At 51.5% G+C, this 22,181-nt stretch carries 19 protein-coding genes; 9 read left to right on the forward strand and 10 right to left on the reverse strand.

The features are described 5' to 3' along the window. Positions 1-113: 113 nt before the first annotated feature. The 3 genes from secA to BMY09_RS20960 all read left to right on the forward strand — a co-directional run bounded on the left by secA (position 114) and on the right by BMY09_RS20960 (position 5,137). The gene (secA, locus tag BMY09_RS20950) at positions 114-2,849 is read left to right on the forward strand and encodes a preprotein translocase subunit SecA (RefSeq protein WP_091362095.1); all 2,736 of its coding nucleotides are present in this window, start codon (positions 114-116) and stop codon (positions 2,847-2,849) included. Between the two features lie 110 nt (positions 2,850-2,959). Beyond that, positions 2,960-4,177, forward strand: a complete 1,218-nt coding sequence (argJ, locus tag BMY09_RS20955; protein ID WP_091362096.1) for a bifunctional glutamate N-acetyltransferase/amino-acid acetyltransferase ArgJ — start codon at positions 2,960-2,962, stop codon at positions 4,175-4,177. 30 nt (positions 4,178-4,207) lie between these two features. After that, positions 4,208-5,137: a Nudix family hydrolase gene (locus tag BMY09_RS20960; RefSeq protein WP_175483622.1), complete on the forward strand. Its 930-nt coding sequence runs from the start codon at positions 4,208-4,210 to the stop codon at positions 5,135-5,137. A 454-nt stretch (positions 5,138-5,591) separates the two neighbouring features. Here the strand turns inward: BMY09_RS20960 and yacG are convergent, their stop codons facing one another. The 5 genes from yacG to pilB form a co-directional block, all read right to left on the reverse strand. Continuing rightward, positions 5,592-5,846, reverse strand: coding sequence for a DNA gyrase inhibitor YacG (yacG, locus tag BMY09_RS20965; RefSeq protein WP_175483623.1), 255 nt, complete (start codon positions 5,844-5,846; stop codon positions 5,592-5,594). Then, positions 5,839-6,456 (reverse strand): dephospho-CoA kinase, encoded by a 618-nt coding sequence (coaE, locus tag BMY09_RS20970; protein ID WP_091362098.1) that lies wholly within the window; start codon positions 6,454-6,456, stop codon positions 5,839-5,841. Before coaE ends, yacG begins: the two co-directional genes overlap by 8 nt. 55 nt (positions 6,457-6,511) lie before the next feature. Continuing rightward, positions 6,512-7,411, reverse strand: a complete 900-nt coding sequence (locus tag BMY09_RS20975) for a prepilin peptidase (protein WP_091362099.1) — start codon at positions 7,409-7,411, stop codon at positions 6,512-6,514. Positions 7,412-7,448: 37 nt separating this feature from the next. Then, positions 7,449-8,678, reverse strand: a complete 1,230-nt coding sequence (locus BMY09_RS20980; protein WP_091362100.1) for a type II secretion system F family protein — start codon at positions 8,676-8,678, stop codon at positions 7,449-7,451. A gap of 64 nt (positions 8,679-8,742) precedes the next feature. Beyond that, positions 8,743-10,461 carry a type IV-A pilus assembly ATPase PilB gene (gene pilB, locus BMY09_RS20985; protein WP_091362101.1) on the reverse strand — a complete coding sequence of 573 codons (1,719 nt, stop codon included), beginning with the start codon at positions 10,459-10,461 and terminating at the stop codon, positions 8,743-8,745. Positions 10,462-10,888: 427 nt separating this feature from the next. Here pilB and BMY09_RS20990 point away from each other — a divergent pair, with 427 nt between their 5' ends. Next, a complete protein-coding gene (locus tag BMY09_RS20990) occupies positions 10,889-11,314 on the forward strand; it encodes a pilin (RefSeq protein ID WP_091362102.1) in 426 nt (141 codons plus the stop codon). Positions 11,315-11,452: 138 nt separating this feature from the next. After that, a complete protein-coding gene (locus BMY09_RS20995; RefSeq protein WP_091362103.1) occupies positions 11,453-11,812 on the forward strand; it encodes a hypothetical protein in 360 nt (119 codons plus the stop codon). A 421-nt stretch (positions 11,813-12,233) separates the two neighbouring features. Here the strand turns inward: BMY09_RS20995 and nadC are convergent, their stop codons facing one another. After that, on the reverse strand, positions 12,234-13,079 hold the full coding sequence (nadC, locus tag BMY09_RS21000) for a carboxylating nicotinate-nucleotide diphosphorylase (RefSeq protein WP_091362104.1): 846 nt from the start codon (positions 13,077-13,079) through the stop codon (positions 12,234-12,236). Positions 13,080-13,256: 177 nt separating this feature from the next. On the opposite strand from nadC, the gene ampD reads away from it, so the two are divergent. The 3 genes from ampD to BMY09_RS21015 all read left to right on the forward strand — a co-directional run bounded on the left by ampD (position 13,257) and on the right by BMY09_RS21015 (position 15,911). Next, positions 13,257-13,835, forward strand: a complete 579-nt coding sequence (gene ampD / locus BMY09_RS21005) for a 1,6-anhydro-N-acetylmuramyl-L-alanine amidase AmpD (protein WP_091362105.1) — start codon at positions 13,257-13,259, stop codon at positions 13,833-13,835. After that, positions 13,832-14,680 carry a hypothetical protein gene (locus BMY09_RS21010; protein WP_091362106.1) on the forward strand — a complete coding sequence of 283 codons (849 nt, stop codon included), beginning with the start codon at positions 13,832-13,834 and terminating at the stop codon, positions 14,678-14,680. Before ampD ends, BMY09_RS21010 begins: the two co-directional genes overlap by 4 nt. A 184-nt stretch (positions 14,681-14,864) precedes the next feature. Then, positions 14,865-15,911 carry an ABC transporter ATP-binding protein gene (locus BMY09_RS21015; protein WP_091362107.1) on the forward strand — a complete coding sequence of 349 codons (1,047 nt, stop codon included), beginning with the start codon at positions 14,865-14,867 and terminating at the stop codon, positions 15,909-15,911. Between the two features lie 6 nt (positions 15,912-15,917). On the opposite strand, the gene BMY09_RS21020 is transcribed toward BMY09_RS21015, so the two are convergent. From BMY09_RS21020 to BMY09_RS21035, 4 genes are all read right to left on the reverse strand, one after another. Next, positions 15,918-17,585, reverse strand: a complete 1,668-nt coding sequence (locus tag BMY09_RS21020; protein WP_245756646.1) for an ABC transporter permease — start codon at positions 17,583-17,585, stop codon at positions 15,918-15,920. Positions 17,586-17,701: 116 nt separating this feature from the next. Next, positions 17,702-18,745 (reverse strand): Fe(3+) ABC transporter substrate-binding protein, encoded by a 1,044-nt coding sequence (locus BMY09_RS21025; protein ID WP_091362109.1) that lies wholly within the window; start codon positions 18,743-18,745, stop codon positions 17,702-17,704. A gap of 201 nt (positions 18,746-18,946) precedes the next feature. Further along, entirely contained in the window at positions 18,947-19,660 is a 714-nt protein-coding gene (locus tag BMY09_RS21030; RefSeq protein ID WP_091362110.1) for a 16S rRNA (uracil(1498)-N(3))-methyltransferase, read from the reverse strand. A 51-nt stretch (positions 19,661-19,711) separates the two neighbouring features. Then, positions 19,712-21,412 carry a sigma-54-dependent Fis family transcriptional regulator gene (locus BMY09_RS21035; protein WP_091362111.1) on the reverse strand — a complete coding sequence of 567 codons (1,701 nt, stop codon included), beginning with the start codon at positions 21,410-21,412 and terminating at the stop codon, positions 19,712-19,714. A gap of 424 nt (positions 21,413-21,836) precedes the next feature. On the opposite strand from BMY09_RS21035, the gene BMY09_RS21040 reads away from it, so the two are divergent. Next, complete coding sequence (locus BMY09_RS21040; RefSeq protein ID WP_245756647.1) at positions 21,837-22,073, forward strand: phenol hydroxylase subunit; 237 nt, start codon at positions 21,837-21,839, stop codon at positions 22,071-22,073. Positions 22,074-22,181 lie beyond the last annotated feature (108 nt).

Genomic DNA, 22,181 nt, shown 5'->3' on the forward strand with positions numbered 1-22,181 from the left:
AAAATATCCCTATTGAGATTCAATTTGATGCCCCAATAGAGGTAGAATGTTGCGTTAATTTAATACTTTAACCGGCCTAAGACCGCCGCTTCTAACAGGTAAATAATCAGATTATGTTCACTTCGATGTTAAAGAAGGTTTTTGGTAGCAAAAACGAGCGTGTACTCAAACAGATGGGTAAGATCGTTAAACAGATCAATAGCTATGAAAGCGAAGTTGAACAACTCTCCGATGATGACCTGAAGGCGAAGACGGCGGAATTCAAGTCGCGTCTCGAGCAGAATGAATCCCTCGATGCAATTTTGCCGGAAGCTTTTGCTGTTGTCCGGGAAGCGTCACGGCGGGTGATGGGGATGCGCCACTTCGATGTACAGATGATCGGTGGTATTACCCTGCATGAGGGTAAAGTTGCTGAGATGCGTACCGGTGAGGGTAAAACCCTGGTGGCAACGCTGCCGGTGTATCTCAATGCCCTGGCGGGGCGGGGGGTGCATGTTGTTACTGTCAACGACTACCTGGCCAGCCGTGATGCTGAGTGGATGCGCCCACTGTATGAGTTCCTGGGGCTGAGTGTGGGTGTGGTTCTGTCGGGACAGGATCCGCAAACCAAGCGGGATGCCTATCATGCCGATATCACTTACGGCACCAACAACGAGTTTGGTTTTGACTATCTGCGCGACAATATGGCGTTCAGTGTCGAGGATAAAGTTCAGCGGGATTTCTATTTTGCCGTGGTGGATGAGGTGGACTCTATCCTCATCGATGAGGCGCGTACCCCACTGATTATCTCCGGAGCGGCGGAAGACAGTTCAGAGATGTATCGCAAGATGAACACTCTGATTCCGGGGCTGGAAAAGTATGAGGGTGAGATCGACCCTAAAAGCGACGAAGAGATCGATGGCGATTTTGCGGTTGATGAGAAGAACCGTACTGTTGAGCTGACCGAGCGGGGCCATCAGCGGATTGAGGATATGCTCGCCAAAGAGGGGATCCTGACTGAGGGCGAAAGCCTGTATGCGCCACAGAATCTGAGCCTGCTGCACCATGTGCTGGCAGCACTGCGGGCGCATAACCTGTTTCAGCGTGATGTAGATTACATCGTTCAGGACGGCGAAGTGGTGATCGTTGATGAACATACCGGCCGTATTATGCCGGGACGCCGCTGGTCAGAAGGCTTGCATCAGGCGGTGGAGGCCAAAGAGGGCGTCCATATCAATCAGGAGAGCCAGACGCTGGCGTCGACGACCTTCCAGAACTATTTCCGGCTTTATGACAAACTCTCCGGTATGACCGGTACAGCGGACACCGAAGCGTTCGAGCTTAATCAGATCTATGGTCTGGATGTTGTGGTTATTCCGACTAACGTGCCGGTGGCCCGAATCGACTATAACGATCTGGTATTTCTCACTATCGAAGAGAAATATGAAGCGATCCTCAAAGAGATTGAACACTGCGTTGAAGAGAAACGTCCGGTGTTGGTGGGTACTGCATCGGTTGAGTCCTCTGAGCTGATCTCAGCATTTCTGAAGAAGAAAAAAATCCCCCACAATGTACTGAATGCCAAGAATCACGGTAAAGAGGCAGGGATTATTGCGGATGCCGGTCGTGCAGGGGCGGTGACAATCGCTACCAATATGGCGGGCCGGGGTACCGATATTGTGCTGGGTGGTAAGTTCGAGTCCGTTCTTGAGGGGATGGATAACCCGACTGAGGAACAGATTGCCGCGGCTAAAGCTGAGTGGCAGGCGCGGCATGATGCAGTGCTGGAAGCCGGTGGCTTGCATATTATCGGTACCGAGCGTCATGAATCACGCCGCATCGATAATCAGCTGCGGGGTCGTGCCGGTCGTCAGGGTGACAACGGTTCATCCCGTTTCTTCCTGTCACTGGAAGATGATCTGATGCGGATTTTTGCTTCCGACCGGGTTCGTCAGTTTATGAAAGCCCTGGGGATGGAGAAGGGTGAAGCGATTGAGCATAAGATGGTCTCCAATGCGATCGAGAAAGCTCAGCGTAAAGTAGAGGGCCGCAACTACGATATTCGTAAGCAGCTGCTGGAATATGACGATGTTGCCAATGATCAGCGTCGTGCTGTGTATGATCAGCGTAATGAACTGATGGCCACCAACGATATTTCCGAGACTATTGAGGCGATTCGAGCTGAGGTGGTTGATAATGCGATCAGTGACTATATCAAGCCGCAGAGTCTGGAAGAGCAGTGGGATGTTCCCGGCCTGGAGAAGCATCTGCAGTCGGAGTTTGGCCTGGAGATGCCAGTACAGGAGTGGCTGGATAAAGATGATACCTTGCATGAAGAGTCGCTCCGTGAACGCATTCTGCGCGATATCGTCGAGGATTATCAGGCTAAAGCGGCGATTGTCGGGGTAGAAAATATGCGCCTGTTTGAGAAACAGGTGATGTTGCAGGTGTTGGATACGTTGTGGAAAGAGCACCTGCAATCGATGGATATGCTGCGTCAGGGTATCCATCTGCGCGGCTATGCCCAGAAAAACCCGAAACAGGAGTATAAGCGTGAATCCTTTATCCTGTTTGAGCAGCTGCTGGAAAATATCAAGACCGATGTGATTAAGATTCTCAGTCACGTGCAGGTGCGCCAGCCGGAAGAGATTGAAGAGATGGAGCGTCAGCGACGTGAGCAGGCGGCGAAACAGCAGATGAATTTCCAGCATGACCAGTCCTCCGCGATGGCGGCTGATGAAGCTGGTGATGAGGAGGCCGTTGCCGGTGCTGAGCCTTTTGTTCGCGAAGGTAAGAAAGTGGGGCGTAATGATCCCTGTCCCTGTGGTTCCGGCAAAAAATATAAGCAGTGTCACGGTAAACTGAGCTGATCATTAATATTGAGTATTTACCCTGATCTGGTGATTGATTAATACAGAGAAAGCAGCGAAGCTGCTTTCTTTTTGTCTATAGATTAACAATAAGGTTTAAGGAGTCTGTAATGGCAGTAGGTCCTGGCACGCTTCCAACGCTGCACCCGGTTGCAGGTTTTCGTATCGGTACAACCTCGGCAGGGGTTAAAAAGCCAGGGCGAAAAGATCTGGTGCTGATGGAGATCGCAGAGGGCGCCAGCACTGCAGGGGTTTTTACCCTGAACCAGTTTTGCGCTGCACCGGTGAGAATTTGTAAGACACATCTGCAGCAGGGGATGCCATCCTATCTGGTGATCAATACCGGTAATGCCAATGCGGGGACAGGTAAGCAGGGGCATCAGGATGCTCTGGATGTCTGTCAGGCGGTTGCAGATCGGGCCGGTGTTGCTATTCAGCAGGTGCTGCCATTCTCGACAGGGGTGATCGGTGAAAAACTCCCCACGGATCGTATTATCAGCGCGGTGCCTGCTGCGTTTGATGCGCTGTCTGATGATGGCTGGCTGGAAGCCGCCAGCGGGATTATGACCACCGATACCCGGCCAAAAGCGTATTCGATGCAGCTGGAACACCAGGGGCAGGTGATCACCCTGACCGGTATTTCAAAGGGCGCGGGTATGATCAAGCCCAATATGGCAACTATGCTGGCTTATATTGCGACGGACGCAAAAGTTGAGCCTGCCCTGCTGCAGTCACTGCTAAGCCGTGCCGCAGACCAGTCGTTTAACCGTATCACCATCGATGGTGATACCTCTACCAACGACTCCTGTATGCTGGTGGCGACTGGTGCCAGTGGCGTAGAGGTGACAGAGGATAATAGCGAGCTGCTGGCTCAGTTTGGCGCCGCTGTGGATAAGGTGTTGCTGGAGCTGGCTCAGGCGATTATTCGTGATGGCGAAGGGGCAACTAAATTTGTCACCATCAGGGTTGAACAGGCCGCCAGCTCGGAAGAGGCGTTGAAAACCGCTTATGCGGTTGCTCATTCACCGCTGGTTAAAACCGCGCTGTTTGCCAGCGACCCTAACTGGGGACGGATTCTGGCGGCGGTTGGTTATGCCGGGATTGATAATCTGGATGTTGATACTCTGCAGATCTGGCTGGGAGAGGCCTGCATTGTCGAAAACGGTGGTCGGGCTGCCAGTTATACCGAGGCTGCCGGACAGGCGGTAATGAATCGTGAAGAGATCACTATCCGCATTATCCTTAATCGTGGTGATAAACAGGAAACGGTCTGGACCACGGATCTGAGTAAGGAGTATGTGGCAATCAATGCGGATTACCGCTCCTGATCCCTGCCCAGCGCTGAAACGGTACCGATTTTGAAACTGATACATGTCGCGGCTGCGGCGATCTTCAATGACTCCGGTGATCTGTTGCTGGCGCTGCGTGATAAGGCGCAGCATCAGGGGGGCTTATGGGAGTTTCCCGGGGGTAAGGTCGAACCGGGTGAAGAAGTTCGCAGTGCGCTGGCCAGAGAGTTACAGGAGGAGCTGGGGATTGAGATTGATCAGTCTGCTACCGTCCCCCTGATACAGGTCCCCTTCCACTATCCTGATAAATCGGTATTGCTGGATGTGTTCCGCGTTAACCGCTTTAAGGGGCAGGCCTATGGCCGGGAGGGGCAGCCGCTTAACTGGGTTAAACCGGCGGATCTGAGCAATTATCAGTTTCCGGCAGCGAATACACCCATTGTCAATGCGCTTCTGCTGCCGACAGCGTTAGCCATCACCCCTCGATTATCACCTGATCAGTACAGTGAATATATCGATAAAGCCCTTCAGAAGGGGGCTGAGGCGGTTATGCTGCGGGCGAAACACCTGGCTGAAACAGAGCAGCTAAACCTCTATCAACAGCTGGCAGAGGCGTTTCCTGAGCTGTTAGTAATATGGAATGGATCGCTGGACGCAGCAAACCATGCTGAAGTCACAGCGCTTCATCTCAGTTCAGAACGGCTGATGCAGCTGAACAGTCGAGAAACCTATCGTGGGCGCTGGCTGGGGGCTTCCTGCCACAATGAGGAACAGATACGCCGGGCAGAACAGATCGGCGCGGATTACATCACCCTTTCACCGGTGCAGAGAACCGCCAGTCATCCAGAGGTCACGCCAATGGGCTGGGCTGAATATTCTCGCCTGGTACGTCTATCCTCTCTGCCGGTTTATGCTCTGGGCGGTGTATCGCTGGCAGATCTTGAGCAAACCCGTCAGGCGGGTGGCCAGGGGATCGCAGCGATTAGATGTTTTTTTTGAAGCAGGGAGTGGTGAAACTGCCGGGGTTTCAAATCAGTAGGCGCTGCATCTTGCAGCGATAAAGCTTTGCCGTTGCGCAGACCCTCGCCGCTGGAAGCGGCTCCCACACTATAAAGCTGACTCGCCACCGAGGTCACAGATTAGTAGGAGCTGCATCCTGCAGCGATAAAGCTTTGCAGTTGCGCAGACCCTCGCCGCTGGAAGCGGCTCCCACACTATAAAGCTGACTCGCCACCGAGGTCACAGATTAGTAGGAGCTGCATCTTGCAGCGATAAAGCTTTGCAGTTGCGCAGACCCTCGCCGCTGGAAGCGGCTCCCACACTATAAAGCTGGTTCGCCACCGAGGTCACAGATTAGTAGGAGCTGCATCCTGCAGCGATAAAGCCAGATGTTTATAAATCAGCTTTTACAGGTTATTCCCTGTAGTGGAAATGCTCCAGAGGAGCAGTATTCTCAGTGCAGTGGCCGGTCCAGATAGTCTGCGCTTTCGCTATCTTCGAAGCTGCTGCTGTAATCATCAACACTGGGCTCTGCCGGTATCTGATACGCCTCATCAGCCCAGGCACCCAGATCAATCAGCTTGCAGCGCTCGCTGCAAAACGGGCGAAATGGATTAGCTGTGCTCCACTCCTGGGCTTTACTGCAGGTAGGGCAGGCCACCAGTGGCTTTTTCTTGTGTGAATCAGTGTTGTCAGGCTTTTTAACCAAAATCAGACTCCCGCTCCTGTCGCGCTTTTTGCAGGAACTTTGTATGTAGTTTTTCCACCAGGGGTTTCAGTTCATCCGGCGTTCCACTGTTGTCGATCAGATCGTCTGCTTTAGCGATGCGCTGATCGCGGGGGATCTGGGCGGCAATAATCGCTTCGACCTGCTCTGCATCGGTATTATCCCGTTCGGTTGTACGGCTGATCTGAGTGGCTTCATCGACATCGATCACGACCACATGGTTTACCAGCAGGTGCTGATCGGTTTCCAGCAGCAGAGGCGAGGCGAGAATAGCATACTCCGCTTTTGAATTATCAAGTTTCAGCAGAATCCGGTCCCTGATCAGGGGGTGGAGCAGTTGCTCCAGCCAGTCCCGCTGACGGGGTGCTTCAAAGACTATTTTTCTCAGCGCTTTACGGTCCAGATTGCCATCGGATAACAGAATATCGCTGCCGAAACGCTGGGCAATTTTAGCCAGTGCCGCTTCACCCGGTTCAACGACCTCCCGGGCGACCTGGTCGGCATCAATCACATCGACAGCCAGCTGTTCAAAGAGCTGCGAAACGGCTGATTTACCACTGCCGATACCACCGGTAAGACCTACTACAAACATATCAGACTCTCTGAATGAACTGACTTTACGAAATGAAGTTTATCAATAAACAGGTTTATAAGTTTAGCAGATGCAGATACCAGCTGGTCAGCTCATCTCCCCATAACAGCGCGATCCAGCCTGCGCCTGCCAGATAGGGGCCAAAAGGGATTGGTGTTTGCGATTGCTGACGGCTGAAAGCGATCATGATCCCACCGATAATAGCGCCGATCAGTGAGGAGGCCAGAATAATCAGTGGTAGCATATCGGCGCCGGCCCAGGCTCCCAGTGCCGCAAGCAGCTTGAAATCGCCATAGCCCATCCCCTCTTTGCCGGTGGCCAGTTTGAATAGCCAGTAAACCGACCAGAGGGAGAGGTAGCCCAGCACCGCTCCCCACAGGGCTGAGGGCAGCGTGGTGAAGTAACCAAAGCTATTGATGATCAGGCCGATCCAGAGCAGCGGCAGGGTGATTTTATCCGGCAATAGCTGATGATCAATATCGATAGCGGTAAGCGCAATCAGACACCAGCTGAAGAAGATCGCGGCAAAAGCCACCGGGTTAAAGCCGAACTGCCAGACAATAAAAGCCGATATCAGCGCAGTGACCAGTTCAATAAGGGGATAGCGCAGTGATATCCTGGTTTTACAACCACTGCATTTTCCACCCAGAATCAAAAAGTAGCTAATTAGCGGAATATTTTCATACCAGTGGATCAGATGTCCGCAGTTAGGGCAGGTTGATGCAGGTTGAGCCAGGTTGAAGGGGGGGGATGGCTCTGCGGGTGTTTCCTGTGCCTCCGGATCTCTTGTTTCAGCAGCTTCAGCAGCTTCAGCTGCCATCAACTGCCATTCCCGCTCCATCATCTGTGGCAGTCTGTGAATAACCACATTCAGAAAACTGCCCACCATCAGTGCAAAAACAAAGGTAAGTGACAGCGACAACCAGGTATCAGCTGCAATCAGTTCGAACATCATAGTATCTAGGTTTTCTCAGTCAGGGTTCGTTGTATTGTTAGTGTACGACATTACCCAACTGGAAGATTGGCAGATACATGGCGATAACCAGACCGCCCACCAGAATACCCAGAATCGCCATAATCATCGGCTCGATCAGCGTAGAGAGGTTATCGACGGCGTTATCCACCTCCTCCTCATAGTAACTGGCAACCTTATCCAGCATCATCTCAAGGGAGCCCGCCTCTTCGCCGATGGCGATCATCTGGGTAGCCATCGCTGGAAACAGTCCGGTCATGGTGACGGCGTTTTGCAGTGATTGTCCGGTAGAAACGCCGTTCTTGATCTGCATAATCGCCTTTTCATAGACTACATTCCCGGAAGCGCCCGCCGCAGAATCCAGCGCATCGACCAGCGGGACACCAGCGGCAAAGGTGGTGGCCAGGGTTCGGGCAAACCGTGCAATAGCGGAGTTATGCAGTATCTTCCCGACAATGGGTAGTTTCAGTACCGTGCGATCGAGCCACTCCCGGAACCCCCGAGATTTTTCATGAGCTTTGGCAAATGAGAAACCGGCGACCGCAATCGCGATCAGTGCGATAAACCACCAGTCCTGGGCAATTTTCGACAGATGCACAACAAACATAGTGAAGGCGGGCAGGTCGGCACCGAAGCTGGAGAATACACTTTCAAACTGGGGGACTACCTTGATCAAAAGAATGGCGGACACTACCAGACCGATGACAATTACCGCAATGGGATAGGTCAGGGCTTTTTTGATCTTCTTTTTAAGAGTCTCCATTTTTTCTTTATAGGTAGCGATCCGGTCAAGCATGGTTTCCAGCGAGCCGGAACTTTCACCGGCATGGACCAGGTTGCAGTACAAATCATCAAAATATTTTGGATGGCGTTCCAGGGCTTTGGCAAAGTTGGTGCCGCCACTGACATCGGCTTTCAGATCGTATATCACCTGTTTCATCTTCTGTTTTTCGATACCGTTAGCAACGATATCGAAGCCCTGCAGTAGTGGCACCCCGGACTTCAGCATGGTGGCGGTCTGGCGGGTAAACAGGGCGATGTCCAGCGGTTTTATCGGTTTGTTATGGTTGCTGAACATGCTGTAGCTCTGTTTACGAACCTTTTTGGGCATAATACCCTGTTTGCGCAGCATCGCTTTGGCTTCAGCGAGGTTTTCAGCGTTGATCGCCCCTTTGCTGGCATTACCGCTCTTATCTTTACCTTCCCAGTTAAAGGTGAGAGGCGTTTTGTTTGCTGCTTTCTTAGCCATCCGGTTGTTTCCGTATTACAGGTTTAGAATCGTTTAATAATCAGTCGGTTTAACAAACAGCGGTTTACAGTTTTATAACCCGGTTCATCTCTTCCAGGCTGGTGACGCCCTGAATTACTTTGCGCAGGCCTGACTGTCTGAGAGAGCGGAACCCCTGCTGTTTTGCGGTTGCCAGAATATCCAGAGATGAACCGTTGTCCATAATCACCTGGGCAATCTCCGGGGTCATCGCCATGGTTTCATAGACCCCCACCCGGCCTTTATAGCCCTTATTGCACTTACTGCACCCTTCCGGATTATGCTCAAACAGACTGAGACCCGCTTTTATCTGTTCCGGAGTAAAGCCCTCTTCCAGTAATGTTGCTTCAGGAATGGTGGCGGGCTTTTTACACGCGCTGCACAGACGTCGTCCCAGTCGCTGGGCAATAATCATAGACACAGAGGTAGCAATATTAAAGGCCGGAACCCCCATATTGCGTAGTCGTGTGAGTGTTTCGGCGGCACTGTTGGTGTGCAGAGTTGACAATACCATATGGCCGGTCTGGGCGGCTTTGATAGCGATCTCAGCGGTTTCCAGATCTCGGATCTCACCTACCATTACTACATCCGGATCTTGTCGCAGGAAAGATCGCAGTGCTTCTGCGAAGGTCAGTCCCACTTTATTATTCACATGGACCTGGTTGATCCCCTCCAGGTTGATCTCTACCGGGTCCTCCGCGGTGGATATATTGCGTTCAACGGTGTTGAGAATATTCAGGCCGGTATAGAGGGAGACGGTTTTACCGCTACCGGTGGGGCCGGTCACCAGAATCATCCCTTGTGGTTTATGCAGGGTTTGCATAAACAGCTCTTTCTGGTCTTCATCGTAACCCAGCGCTTCGATCCCCATCTGCGCACTGGTGGGGTCGAGAATACGCAGCACCACTTTTTCGCCCCAGAGGGTGGGCAGGGTGTTAACCCGGAAGTCGATGGCGCGGTTTTTGGAGATCTTCATCTTGATACGGCCATCCTGGGGGACTCGTCGCTCGGAGATATCCATCTGCGACATCACTTTCAGTCGGGCGCAGAGACGGGAAGCCAGATTGGCTGGGGGCTTGGCGACCTCCTGCAGAATGCCGTCGATACGGCAGCGGATGCGGTAGGATTTCTCATAGGGCTCGAAGTGGATATCCGAAGCACCGGTTTTTATCGCATCCAGCAGTATTTTGTTGACGAAGCGTACAATCGGAGCATCGTTGGCGGCTTCTTCACCATTGTCTTCCTGCTGCTCATTAAGCCCCTCATCGATCTCCAGGTTATCGAGATCGGCATCTTCCAGGCCATCGAGGGCGGAGTTCTGTTCATCGAGGAAGGTGTCGATCAGATGGGCGAGCTTATCCTCTTCAACGATCACCCCCTCGGTGGTGGTGCCGGTATGGAACTTAAACTCATCCAGCGCCTGAATATTGGTAGGGTCTGAGATTGCCACATAGAGGCGGTTCTCACGCTTGATCAGAGGCAGGGCATGGTGTTTGGTGATTAGCTTTTCATCCACCAGGCCCTGGGGCAGCGCTTCAATATCGATGACATCGAGGTCAAACAGGGGCATGCCGAACTCATCGGCAGCGGCCGCAGCAGCCCGATAGGCACTCACCAGGCGGTTTTCGATAATATGGGCGATAAAGGGCTTATTGTCCTTGCGGGCGGTTTTCAGGGCGTCCATGGCAACATCGGATGAAAACACACCGTCATTAACCAGTCGTCGTGCCAGACCACTCAGCGGCTGAAAGGGTTGTACGCTCATTATTCAGAGAATCCATTTTTATCTGTTGATATCGGCGACAGAAACAATAGCTTAAGTTGGCGGCCTGAATTTGTATAGCTAAAGCTGTTATCCTTTATCTCTTATTGTTTGTCAGTTCTTAATACCGACGGCTTTACCTCTAAGGCATCCATTACTGTCTACCATCACCACTCATGAAAAGTTATAAAGAATAAGATCTTACCTTTAACCTAAACTGCCTTGTATTATTATCTATTTGTAAAGTAACATCTATCGGTCGGTTTGAGAATCAACAGACGCTTGCTTCAGGTCACTGGACTGCCATAAAAAATAGGTTACTATCTGTATCAGGCTCGTATGGAGCATGGAGGATGGGCCCTATGGCAAGGGAAAGAGTCGTTCGGAGCAAGGATGATGATGAATACTTTACTCGCTGGAGAGATTACGAATGAAAAACACTATTAAAAAACAGCAGGGTTTTACCCTGATAGAATTGATGATCGTGGTCGCGATTATCGGTATTCTGGCGGCAATCGCGCTGCCTGCGTATAACACTTATACCAAGAAAGCTCGTTTTTCTGAAGTGGTACAATCAGTTACAGGTGTTAAGTCTGCAGTTGAAGTGTGTTATCAAACAGGAAATGCTTTAGCTGATTGTGATACCGCGGGCAACGGTTCAGTTAGTACTGCTGTAGGTATGGCAAACGTTGGTACTTATGTTTCTACTGTTACTGCTGTAGATGGTACAATAACAGCAACCGGTAGTGCAGAAGTTGATAATAAAACCTTTATTCTCGTACCAACAGAAGTGAATAGCGGTCTTACTTGGTCTTCAAGCGGTGGTACTTGTATTGCTGCAGGTTTGTGTGACTAATAACCTGAATAGGTTTGTGAAAAAAGCGCAAATTATTTTGCGCTTTTTTTATGCCTGAAATTAGCCTTTCAGCTACTATATTTAGCTATAAGGTTATGATTTACTTAGGTTCAAATTATAAGAAAGCCCCGGTACCCAATGAACAAAAAAACCATCCTCCTTATCCTGATCGCTATAACCGCGGCAGTCACCTACTATCTCTACGAAGAGCCGCTGCCTATTGAAAAACGGGCAGTGGTTGAAGCGGATCTGGCCGCTCAGCCGGATAAATACCCTGCGACCCCGGTATGGTGGTCAGATGGTGGTATTCTGGCGATCGGTATGCTGCCCCGTGAAGGAGGGGAAAAACGCAATGACAGTGCCAAAGAGATCTGTCAGATTCTCTGGAAGCATAACGTTAATAAAACCGTAGTTGAGGTGTACGATATCCTGCAGATTCAGAAAAGTGATGAGTGGGAACTGATTGGCGCAGCGGATTGTCGGCGCAAAGCACCATAATTAAAAGCACCGTAATTCAAAGCTCTGTAATTCAAAGCTCTGTAATGGAAAGCTCCGTCATTAAAAGCCGGGTAATTATTCAAATTCAGGCTTTTTTGAGCAAATCAACAGATAGTTTGCAGGGTTGTTACTCAAAGTGAGTATGAGAGTTTTATTGTTATTCTTTCTATATTGGAATTAATAGGCCGCTCTGAACATAAAAAAATCCGCACAGACAGGCGGATTTTTTATGGCGCATCGCACTTTAATTGGGAATATATTCTGCAGTCCAATTAAAAGCAGACTTACCACAGTACCCAGGGGGCATAATAAGGTCACGAAGAGCACAAAGAAACTGAGAGGATAGAGCTTCTATGAATAGCTCTTCTTCGTGTCCTCTGTGTCCTCAGTGGTGAATTTTTCTTTTGCTTTGCGTTTTGCCTCAGATAAACCGCATCGACAGGTCCACCGCTTTGCAATCTTTGGTTAGCAAGCCGATCGAAATATAGTCAACGCCGGTTTCGGCGATGCTGCGCAGGGTGTTGGCATCGATGCCACCTGAGGCTTCCAGTTTAGCCGGTGTGGGGTGTTCCTTGTTCTTCTGTACTGCCAGGCGCAGGCCGGCATGGTCAAAGTTATCCAGCATAACGATATCGGCCTGAGCATCCAGTGCCTCTTGTAGTTCTGCAAAAGACTCGACCTCAACTTCTACCGGTTTGCCCGGTTCGTTGCGCTTGGCGGTGGCGACCGCGCTGGCGACTGAACCGCAGGCCATAATATGATTTTCCTTGATCAGAAATGCATCATAGAGACCGATTCGGTGGTTGAAACATCCTCCACAGGTCACCGCATATTTTTGCGCGTTACGCAGGCCGGGAATGGTTTTGCGGGTATCCAGCAACTTCACGCCGGTGCCTTCAACCAATGAGGCATAGTAGGCACTGATCGTCGCGGTACCGGAGAGGGTTTGCAGAAAGTTCAGTGCGCAACGCTCTCCGGTGAGCAGTGAGCGAGCCGGCCCCTGCAGTTCAAACAGGGGCTGATTAGGAGTCACCCTATCCCCATCGTTGACCAGCCAGTTCACCCTGACACGGTCATCGACCTGGCGAAATACCTCATTGACCCACCCGACACCGCAGATAACCGCGTCTTCACGGCTGATTACCCGTGCGCTGGCCTGCTGCTCTGCCGGTATCAGTTGGGCGGTGATATCTCCGTCACCCAGATCTTCCGCCAGCGCGGTGGTTACGGTAGGTGGGATATCGCTGAGCAGTCGGTTAGTGGCCATAAGGGCTCCGTGTTGGTGATCAGATTGCGGTTGTTCTGCTATCAAAGGGTCTGTCTGTTCTGATAGCTTGTCTGAAATAGAAGGCGTGGTACTATCAAAGGGCACTTATATGAGCCACACCAAGGTCGCTATTTTAACGGAAAGCCGCTGGGTAAAGTAGTCGCTGGCAGGGGAAAAATGACGCAGTTTAACGAGATTTACACAATCAAGGAGGGCTGGCTTAGTGGTGCAGAGCGCTGCCCATCGCCCAACTTTAATCAGCGACCAGATAGCATGCAACCCCGGTTGCTGGTAATACACAATATCAGTTTGCCGCCGATGAAATTTGGTGGGGGTTATATCCGGGATTTTTTTCTCAATCGCCTGGATAGCAGTGCTGACCCCTATTTTGAAACGATCAGCGCTTTGCAGGTGTCAGCGCACCTGCTGATTGAACGCAATGGACGGATGGTTCAGTTTGTTGGTTTTGATCAGCGCGCCTGGCATGCCGGGCAGTCGAACTACGATGGTTGTGATAACTGTAATGACTTTTCCATCGGTATTGAACTGGAAGGAGCAGATCATATCCCCTACACCGATGCGCAGTATCGGCAACTGGCCAGAGTGACTGCGGCATTGATCAGCTACTATCCTGAGATGGGGACTGAACATATCACCGGCCACTCTGATATTGCGCCGCAGCGTAAAACAGACCCCGGTCCGGCATTTAACCGGAACTATTTTTATCGCCTTTTGACACAGGAGATACACGGATGAAGTTTCTGGCAGTGATGCTGGTGATTGTTTTGGGACGCTATACACGACGGTCACCTAAGGTTATCAGGCTGGCCCGTGCCGCCATTCCTCAGAGTTCTCTTCACTGGATTATGCTGACCCTGTATATGGTGGCTCTGGAGGCCCTGCTATTGCAGTTTTTCCGCTGGGAGTTTGGCATCTTTGTGCTGGCCATTGAGCTGGCGGCGCTCTACCTTTATCTGGAGAACTGGTCGCCCAGTGATATTACCGGGAAGTACTATCGGGACTGGTGTAAAGGCAATTTTCAGGCATCCTGGTTGCAGTTGGCGGAGCTGCTTGGGCTTAATCGCACGGATGATGTCACGGATTGTCAGTCAGCCCACTATGCGATTTGTCAGCAGTATTTCTACCTGTCGCTTGTTGGCTTTTTTGCCCTGTTGTTCTGGTTTATCTTGCTGGGTATCCCGGGTTTGTTTCTGGCTCTGTGGGCGGGCTGGTTAATCCAGCATAAACATACCAAACGACTGCCGGGCATCGCTGAACTGGTTATCCGGATCCCCGCCCGCTTATTAGGCTTTACCTTTTTCATTGTCGGCAACGGCCTGAGTGCCTATACCCAGCTTAATAACCCGGAAGCCAAAGATCATAATGTCAGTGACTGGCTGTTCAGAATCGCTCTGGCCGCGGTGGGAGAGGAGAGCTATCAGCAATACCGGTTTGCGGGCGATTGTGGCGATGAAGAGTTTCGACACCATGCGGCTGAAGAGATTATCAGCCTGAATCGGTTGATCCGCCGATCAGCGATCCTGTGGTTAATGGTATTTGGTGTGCTGACAATGCTGGGTGTGGAAACCCCGCTGTATTAAACTCCGCTGTATCCCTCGCCAGAAGCCCTTAATTCCCAGCAGATATGCTAGCGTCATAGATGGATGCTTTTATGGGAGGCGCGCCCTCGCAGCGAGGCAGTTCTCTTGTGCGGGGTTATATGGTTGAAATCAGCGTCGTTATAAGCGAGAATCATTTTCATTTAGGTGAGAGTGTTCCCAACTTATGACCCCCCTGCTGGAACTCAGATCGATCAGCTGCGGCTATGACAACACAGTGATTACCCAACAACTGAGTTTTCAGTTGCAGGCGGGGGAGATTGCCTGCCTGCTGGGCCCCAGTGGTTGTGGTAAAACAACGGTGTTGCGGGCCATCGCCGGTTTTAATCCTCTGCTATCCGGAAGTATTGTGCAGAACGGTACACCGATATCTGCAGCGGGTTTTACCCTGCCGCCGGAACAGCGTGGCATCGGTGTGGTTTTTCAGGACTACGCACTGTTCCCCCACCTCAGCGTATTTGACAATATCGCCTTTGGTTTAAAGGGCCGTAGTCGCGATGAAAAACGTGAAGCGGTCGCCGCTTTATTGCAACTGGTTGAGTTGCCTGATCTCTCCGCCCGCTATCCCCACGAACTTTCCGGTGGTCAGCAGCAGCGGGTGGCGCTGGCCCGGGCGCTGGCACCGAAGCCAAAACTGCTGTTGCTGGATGAGCCTTTCTCCAATCTTGATACCGATCTGCGCCGCCAGCTGGCGCTGGAGGTGCGTTCCATTCTCAAGGCTCAGGGAATAGCGGCGATTATGGTGACCCATGATCAGGAGGAGGCGTTTGCCATCAGTGATCAGTTGGGAATTCTGGCGCAGGGACAACTGCAGCAATGGGGGACGCCTACAGAGCTGTATTATCGCCCGGTTAACCCGTTGGTGGCTGGTTTTGTGGGTAAAGGGGAGTTGTTTTCGGGTGAATGCCTGGATGCGACCACGGTCAGAACCGAGCTGGGTACCATTGAGTTTGCCGAGCCCTTTGGTGCTGAAGTTGGGAAACCGCTGTCGCTCTTTATCCGCCCGGGGGATATCCGTCCCAGTATTGAGCCCGGTGCCGTGATGGCCACTATCGAACAGAAAGAGTTTCTCGGCAGTTCTGTGGTGTATCAGTTAAGCCTGCCTTCCGGTCGCCGGATTGAGTCTGAGATCTATGAACCCCTGATGCTGGAAGTGGGAGCCAGGGTGTCACTGCATGTGGCGGCCCATCGGCCGATTGCCTTCGCGCTTTAATGGTTTTCAGTTGCTATCGCGGGTCGCTGAGATGGTCCGGCTTAGCAGTATGACCGGGATAATGCCAACCAGAACGATCAGCAGGGCGGCCAGTGAACAGGCTTCCAGCATCTCGTCTGAAGCATACTGATAGACATAGGTTGCCAGGGTGTCGTAGTTAAAGGGTCGCAGGATAAGCGTGGCGGGCAGTTCCTTCATGCAATCGACAAACACCACCAGTGCGGCTGTCAGCACCCCTCCCTTAATCAGCGGCAGATGAACTTTTACCAGGGTTTGCAGTGGCGAGTGACCCAGCGAACGGGAAGCCATGTCCATGTTTTCGGTTATCTTATTCAGGCTGGACTCGACTGAACCCACCGAGACGGCCAGAAAGCGAACCACATAGGCAAAGATCACTGCGAAGGCGGTTCCGCTGAGCAGAAGTCCGGTGGAGATACCCAGCAGTTGCTCCATCAGGCTATCAACGAAGTTATCGAAAGCAGCGAGGGGGATGATGACCCCGATCGCTAGCACGGCTCCGGGCATCGCGTAGCCCAGGCTGGCAAACCGGGCAGCCAGACTGAGGCTGCTGTTTTTGTGTAGCCGTTTTGAATAGGCCAGTAGCAGTGCCACAAGAATGGTCAGTAGTGCCGCACAGCCTGAGAGTATAAAGCTGTGGCTGGCATGGAGCTGAAAATCGCTGCTCCAGAGCTGATCAAGGTTATTCAGGGCGTAACCCGCCAATACCCATACCGGAATAATAAACCCGGCAATCACTGGCAGCGCACATAACAGCGTGGCCCCCCAGGCGCGCCATCCTTTCAGAGGATATCCGGTCAGCGTTTTGAAGCGGTCTGCGCTGTGAAACTGTCGCTGCTTCGCCCGGGCCAGTCGCTCCAGTGAGATCAGGATGACCACAAATATCATCATCAGACTGGCGATCTGTGCTGCACCACCCAGATTGCTCATATTCAGCCAGGTATCGTAGATACCGGCACTCATACTTTTGACGGCAAAGTAATCCACCGTACCAAAATCGTTAATGGTTTCCATCGATACCAGCGAGAGGCCTACGGCGATGGCCGGACGGGCGATCGGCAGGGATACCCGGTAGAAACTCTGCCACGCGGTACAGCCCAGCGTGCGGCTGGCATCGTGAATAGTGGTGGACTGCTCCAGAAAGGCAGCCCGTGCCAGCAGATAGATATAGGGGTAGAGTACCAGAGCCAGCATCAGAATGGCGCCGCCGAGGGTGCGGATATCGGGAAACCAGTAATCACGGGCGGATTGCCAGCCGAACAGCTCCCGCAGAAAAATCTGCAATGCCCCGGAGTATTCCAGCAGATCGGTATACACATAGGCGATCACGTAGGCCGGGACCGCAAAGGGCAGCAGCAGTGCCCACTCAAACATTCGACGACCGGGAAAACGACACATGGTCACCAGCCAGGCACCGCAGACGCCGATAGCGATTGACAGCGCGCCAACCCCCAGCATCAGTATCAGGGTTGTGGTGATGTACACGGGTAGCACCGTTTCTGCCAGATGGGTCCAGATATTTTCTCTGGGGAACAGCGCCAGATAGAAAACCGACAGCACCGGCAGGGCTACCATCAGTGCTGTACCCCAGGTACAGCTATACCAGCCAAACAGGTAACGGTTGTTTTCAGAAATACTCTGTTTTGAATCGCTCACTCTGGCCATATGGGGAGCGGGTTTTGCCCGCGCAACTCTCTGCTGTTAACGAAAAAACGGTAGCACGAGACTACCGTTTGTGTGAATCATTGTCGATCACTGTTACAGAAGGTTGATCAGTTATCGAAGCCAACTTTATCAACCATCCGTGATGCCTGCACTCTTAACTCAGCGACCTTCTGCAGGTTGATATTGTCCTGTTTGAACTCTCCCATATATTGGTTCAGCAGCGCTGAACGGGGAGTTGCGGGGCGCACCGGAAACTCAAAGTTAGCTTCGGCGTACATCGATTGTGCCTGGGCTTCGCTCAGGAACTCCAGCAATTTGATGGCACTCTCTTTGTGGGGCGCATACTGGGTGAGAGCAGCACCGGAGATGCTCATATGTGCGCCACGATCATCCTGATTGGGAAAGACCAGGTTGACCGCATTGGCCCACTCTTTCTGTTCCGGTTGTTTTTCATTGGTGAGCATTTTGCCGAAGTAGTATGAGTTGCCCAGGGCGATATCACACACTCCCTCTTTAACCGCTTTGACCTGCGCACGGTCATTCCCCTGAGGCTTTCGGGCCAGGTTGGCTTTGACACCTTCGAGCCATTTTTCTGCTTCCGCTTCACCGTGATAGGCGATCATCGAACCGATCAGTGACAGGTTGTAGGTGTGCTTGCCACTACGGGTGCAGATACGTCCCTTCCATTTGGGATCCGCCAGTTCTTCGTAAGTTTTAATCTCGCCCTCTGCGACCCGCTCTTTTGAAGCGTAGATCAGACGGGTACGGCTGGTAAGTCCGAACCAGCGGTTTTGCGGGTCACGATAATGGGCTGGAATATTATTTGTCAGGACGTCACTCTGCACCGGTTGGGTCAGTCCCTTTTCGACCACATCGTAGAGTGGCCCGATATCCGATGTCAGGACAATGTCCGCGGGGGAGTTCTTACCTTCATGCTCTAAGCGTTCAATCAGCCCTTTTTTGGCAAACACAACATTGGTTTTGATACCGGTGTCTGCAGTGAAAGCTTCCAGCATCGGTTGAATCAGAAACGGTTGACGATATGAATAGATATTAACTTCATCAGCGGTGGCTACAGAGCTGACCGCCATTGTCAGTGGCAGAGCGAGAAAGGCGAGTTTTTTGAACGGCTGCTTGAACGTTTTTCGCATAGTTGAAACACCTGAGTTGTGCCTGAATGATTAAAAGGGTTAAGCGTCAGCCCTTTATATTGCAGTGATAATGCGAACTATTCTTATTTAACTTGGGGCTGATGTCAACTCAAATGAGGATGATTCTCAATTAAATTTTTTTATATCTGGGTTATCCGACGGTCACAATGGCGGTTGCAGACAGGTACAGCGAAGCGTGACTCAGATGGGGAACAGTCTGGCCAGTAATACCGGCACTGCGTTTTCAACCCGCAGAATTCGCTGACCGATATGGATCGCTTCAAATCCGCAGGCCTGAAGCTTTTCCACTTCATAGGGAATAAAGCCGCCCTCGGGACCGATCGCCAGTGTTGTCGCTTCGTCGCTGGCCCCGGGGCAGGGAACGGCGTGATAGGGGTGTGCGACCAACGCCCGGGTCTGACGGGCGATCTCGGGAAGTTCATCCTCTACAAAGGGCTTAAAACGCTTTCGCAGGTGTACTTCAGGCAGCACTGTGTCGCCTGCTTGTTCCAGGCCCAGCAGTAACTGCTCTCTGAGATTATCCTGCTGTAAAGCCGGCGTTGACCAGTAGCTTTTATCCACTTTGTAGGAGTTGATCAGATAGAGTTGTTTGACACCCATACTGGTAATGGTTTGCAGGGTGCGTTTCAGCATCTTGGGTCGAGGCAGAGCCAGAAGCAGGGTCAGCGGCAGAGCGGCAGGGGGTTGGTGTACCAGCTCTACCTCCAGAGTAATACTCTGATCCGTCAGACCGATCACCGTGCCGCTGCCGGTCGCGCCGTTTAGCAAACCTACTCTGAGCTGCTGACCCAGGGCGGGTTGGTGAAACAGTCTGATATGGTGAAAGCGCCGGTCACTGATGACCGCCCTGTTGGTTGTACTATAGTCACTTTCAAACAGCAGTATCAGGTTCATGGCCGACTCAGAATGGAGATAAGGGGGCCATTCTAAAGCAGCTTTAAGCGGTTATCCATCGCCGAGTTTTTTCAGGCGATAGGCCAGCGCCGGACGCGTGAGTCCCAGTTTACGTGCCGCTTTTGAAACATTGTTGTTGCACCGGGACATCGCCTCCTCAATCAGCTTCTGCTCCAGCTGTTCGAGGCTGAAGTTGTCAACCAGCAAACTCTCTACCGGTTCTGTCGTCGTTAAGCTGGATTTGGGTGCCTCTTCGCAGAGTTGTCCCCGGCCACCAATAATATTCAGGGGATGAGAGGGCTCAGACAGTGAGGGAAAGAAGCTGGACATACTGATGGACTGATTATTTTCAGTCAGAATAACGCCCCGCTCGATCATGTTTTCCAGCTCGCGGATATTACCGGGCCACTTGTACTGAATCAGTGCCTGCATCGCCTTATCTGAAATACCGGAGGTTTTTTTATTGTACAGGGTGCAGTATTTTTTCAAAAAGTGCTCTGTTAACAGCGGAATATCTTCAGTACGGTCGCGCAGCGGAGGGATATGCACCGGATAAACATTTAAGCGGTAAAACAGATCTGCGCGAAAACGACCCTCCTGGACCGCTGTTTCAAGATCCTCATTGGTCGCAGCTACCACCCTGACATCGATGCGCCGGGTGCGGTTATCACCGACCCGTTCAAACTCTGATTCCTGCAGAACTCTCAACAGTGAGGCTTGCGCCCTTGGGGTCAGCTCGATCACCTCATCGAGAAAAATAGTGCCGCGGTGAGCCCGTTCAAATTTACCTTCGCGGGATTGGATTGCGCCGGTGTAAGCGCCTTTTTCTACCCCGAATAACTCAGCTTCAATCAGGTCCGGCGGGATGCAGGCACAGTTAACCGCAACAAAGGGTTGGTTTGCCCGGTCACTGGTTGTGTGAAGGCCCCGGGCTACGACCTCTTTGCCGACGCCGGTTTCTCCCTGCAGCAGCACACTCACTTTACTTTTTGAGGCTTTACGAATCAGGTGGCAGACATTTTTAAAGGCTGCTGAGTGGCCGACACTGTTAAATAAGAGGTCCTCTTCTGCATCGTTACTGCGAAACTGATCTTTCAGAACACTGACCTCATCCTGTAGCGCCAGCAACTGTTCAATAATCGGGTCGGGAAGCAGGTATTTTTCTGTCTCTTCGGCATCATCCCAGTCTTCGGCCGGACGCCCCTCAATATGACAGTGATCGGCTCCAGTCGCAGCGCACTGAGTTTCCCTGAAGATGATCTGCCGGTTCATGTAATAGGTTGAGAAACCACTGGCGTAACCGAGCAGTGTCCAGCATACCGGAACGTCTGAATTGCCAGAGCTTGCCAGGTGGGTTTCCACTTCATGGGAGTTGTACCAGTCAAAAGCACCATAGAAATGCTGGCTATCTTCGTCGAACTCCAGAGAGCGCGGGATAACTTTGACCATGCCTTTGATGGCATGAAGCTGAGGTCCCACCATGAAAACCTCTTCAGCGGTCATATCAGGACGAACTTTTTTAGCCAGTTCGGCATCCCGCCAGCCGGTATGATATCCGAAGCGCATCAGAAAGCCTTTCGCTCTCTCGACTCCCAGGGTCTGGATCAACTCGTTTCGCAGCAACCCCATTACTGCGGAATGGATCAGCAACATCCGCTGCTCATCCAGCCAGATTTTGCCCTCCTCATTGTCGAAACGGATCTGTTCTAAGAGATCCTGAGCGTCAGGAAGCTTAGGTTGTAGTTCTGTCATATGGCACTGCTTTTGTTATTTTTTTTTTTAATGAGTATCGGCGTCGGAGGCCTGCTTGTTTTTTATTGTGACGCTTATTTTGTCTAAAAAACAACACCTATTTTTAAATATCCCTCGGGAGTGTACAGCTCATACTCAGAGGGGCTTTTTTAATTTTTTCATTAACTTTTCACTATTTCATCACCTGTTATCCGTTCCACTGCGGGGTAGCTGTTGGCCATAGTCAGGCTGATGTATTGTTTTTTTTATTATTTAAAATCAATATCTTATTTGTTCTGTTTGGCCGTTTTACAGATTTTTTCTATCTCTGGCACAGCCATTGCTGTAACCCCTGTGATCAAAACTTAATTTTACAGGTGATCATATGGCAGATCTGAAACTACACAGCCCTCATGCTTCTGGGAACCGGTCCGGCTTAGACCAGATGACTAAGTATATCCGGGTGCGTAGTGATAAAAATGCTCGTTTTGTCGAGTTTGATTTTGCTATTGGAGACCCCTCTCTGTTTGTCGAACTGATTATGCCTCAAGGTGCCTTTAAACATTTCTGTACCACCAACGATGTGGTCTTTATGACCCGGGAACAGCAGGAAAATGTCGATGCCGAGATGGAAAAATGGCGCTACGGAGAGGACACGCTGATGGCGAACAACCATAGCTGAGCCTTGCGGCAACACTGCACTTATTCAATAAAAACAATGAACCCAAGATGGGATAACGCAGATGACTATAGAAATAAAAACAGCCATGCTGGAACCGGTGCGCAACAC

It is taken from the genome of Amphritea atlantica, from assembly GCF_900111095.1.
GTDB classification, from domain to species: Bacteria; Pseudomonadota; Gammaproteobacteria; order Pseudomonadales; family Balneatricaceae; genus Amphritea; species Amphritea atlantica.

Excerpts from the sequence above, each read along its gene's own strand:
- secA (WP_091362095.1), top strand. The coding sequence starts at position 114 with ATGTTCACTTCGATGTTAAAGAAGGTTTTTGGTAGCAAAAACGAGCGT.
- argJ (WP_091362096.1), top strand. The coding sequence starts at position 2,960 with ATGGCAGTAGGTCCTGGCACGCTTCCAACGCTGCACCCGGTTGCAGGT.
- coaE (WP_091362098.1), bottom strand. The coding sequence starts at position 6,456 with ATGTTTGTAGTAGGTCTTACCGGTGGTATCGGCAGTGGTAAATCAGCC.
- BMY09_RS20975 (WP_091362099.1), bottom strand. The coding sequence starts at position 7,411 with ATGATGTTCGAACTGATTGCAGCTGATACCTGGTTGTCGCTGTCACTT.
- BMY09_RS20980 (WP_091362100.1), bottom strand. The coding sequence starts at position 8,678 with ATGGCTAAGAAAGCAGCAAACAAAACGCCTCTCACCTTTAACTGGGAA.
- pilB (WP_091362101.1), bottom strand. The coding sequence starts at position 10,461 with ATGAGCGTACAACCCTTTCAGCCGCTGAGTGGTCTGGCACGACGACTG.
- BMY09_RS20990 (WP_091362102.1), top strand. The coding sequence starts at position 10,889 with ATGAAAAACACTATTAAAAAACAGCAGGGTTTTACCCTGATAGAATTG.
- BMY09_RS20995 (WP_091362103.1), top strand. The coding sequence starts at position 11,453 with ATGAACAAAAAAACCATCCTCCTTATCCTGATCGCTATAACCGCGGCA.
- nadC (WP_091362104.1), bottom strand. The coding sequence starts at position 13,079 with ATGGCCACTAACCGACTGCTCAGCGATATCCCACCTACCGTAACCACC.
- ampD (WP_091362105.1), top strand. The coding sequence starts at position 13,257 with ATGACGCAGTTTAACGAGATTTACACAATCAAGGAGGGCTGGCTTAGT.
- BMY09_RS21010 (WP_091362106.1), top strand. The coding sequence starts at position 13,832 with ATGAAGTTTCTGGCAGTGATGCTGGTGATTGTTTTGGGACGCTATACA.
- BMY09_RS21015 (WP_091362107.1), top strand. The coding sequence starts at position 14,865 with ATGACCCCCCTGCTGGAACTCAGATCGATCAGCTGCGGCTATGACAAC.
- BMY09_RS21025 (WP_091362109.1), bottom strand. The coding sequence starts at position 18,745 with ATGCGAAAAACGTTCAAGCAGCCGTTCAAAAAACTCGCCTTTCTCGCT.
- BMY09_RS21030 (WP_091362110.1), bottom strand. The coding sequence starts at position 19,660 with ATGAACCTGATACTGCTGTTTGAAAGTGACTATAGTACAACCAACAGG.
- BMY09_RS21035 (WP_091362111.1), bottom strand. The coding sequence starts at position 21,412 with ATGACAGAACTACAACCTAAGCTTCCTGACGCTCAGGATCTCTTAGAA.
- BMY09_RS21040 (WP_245756647.1), top strand. The coding sequence starts at position 21,837 with ATGACTAAGTATATCCGGGTGCGTAGTGATAAAAATGCTCGTTTTGTC.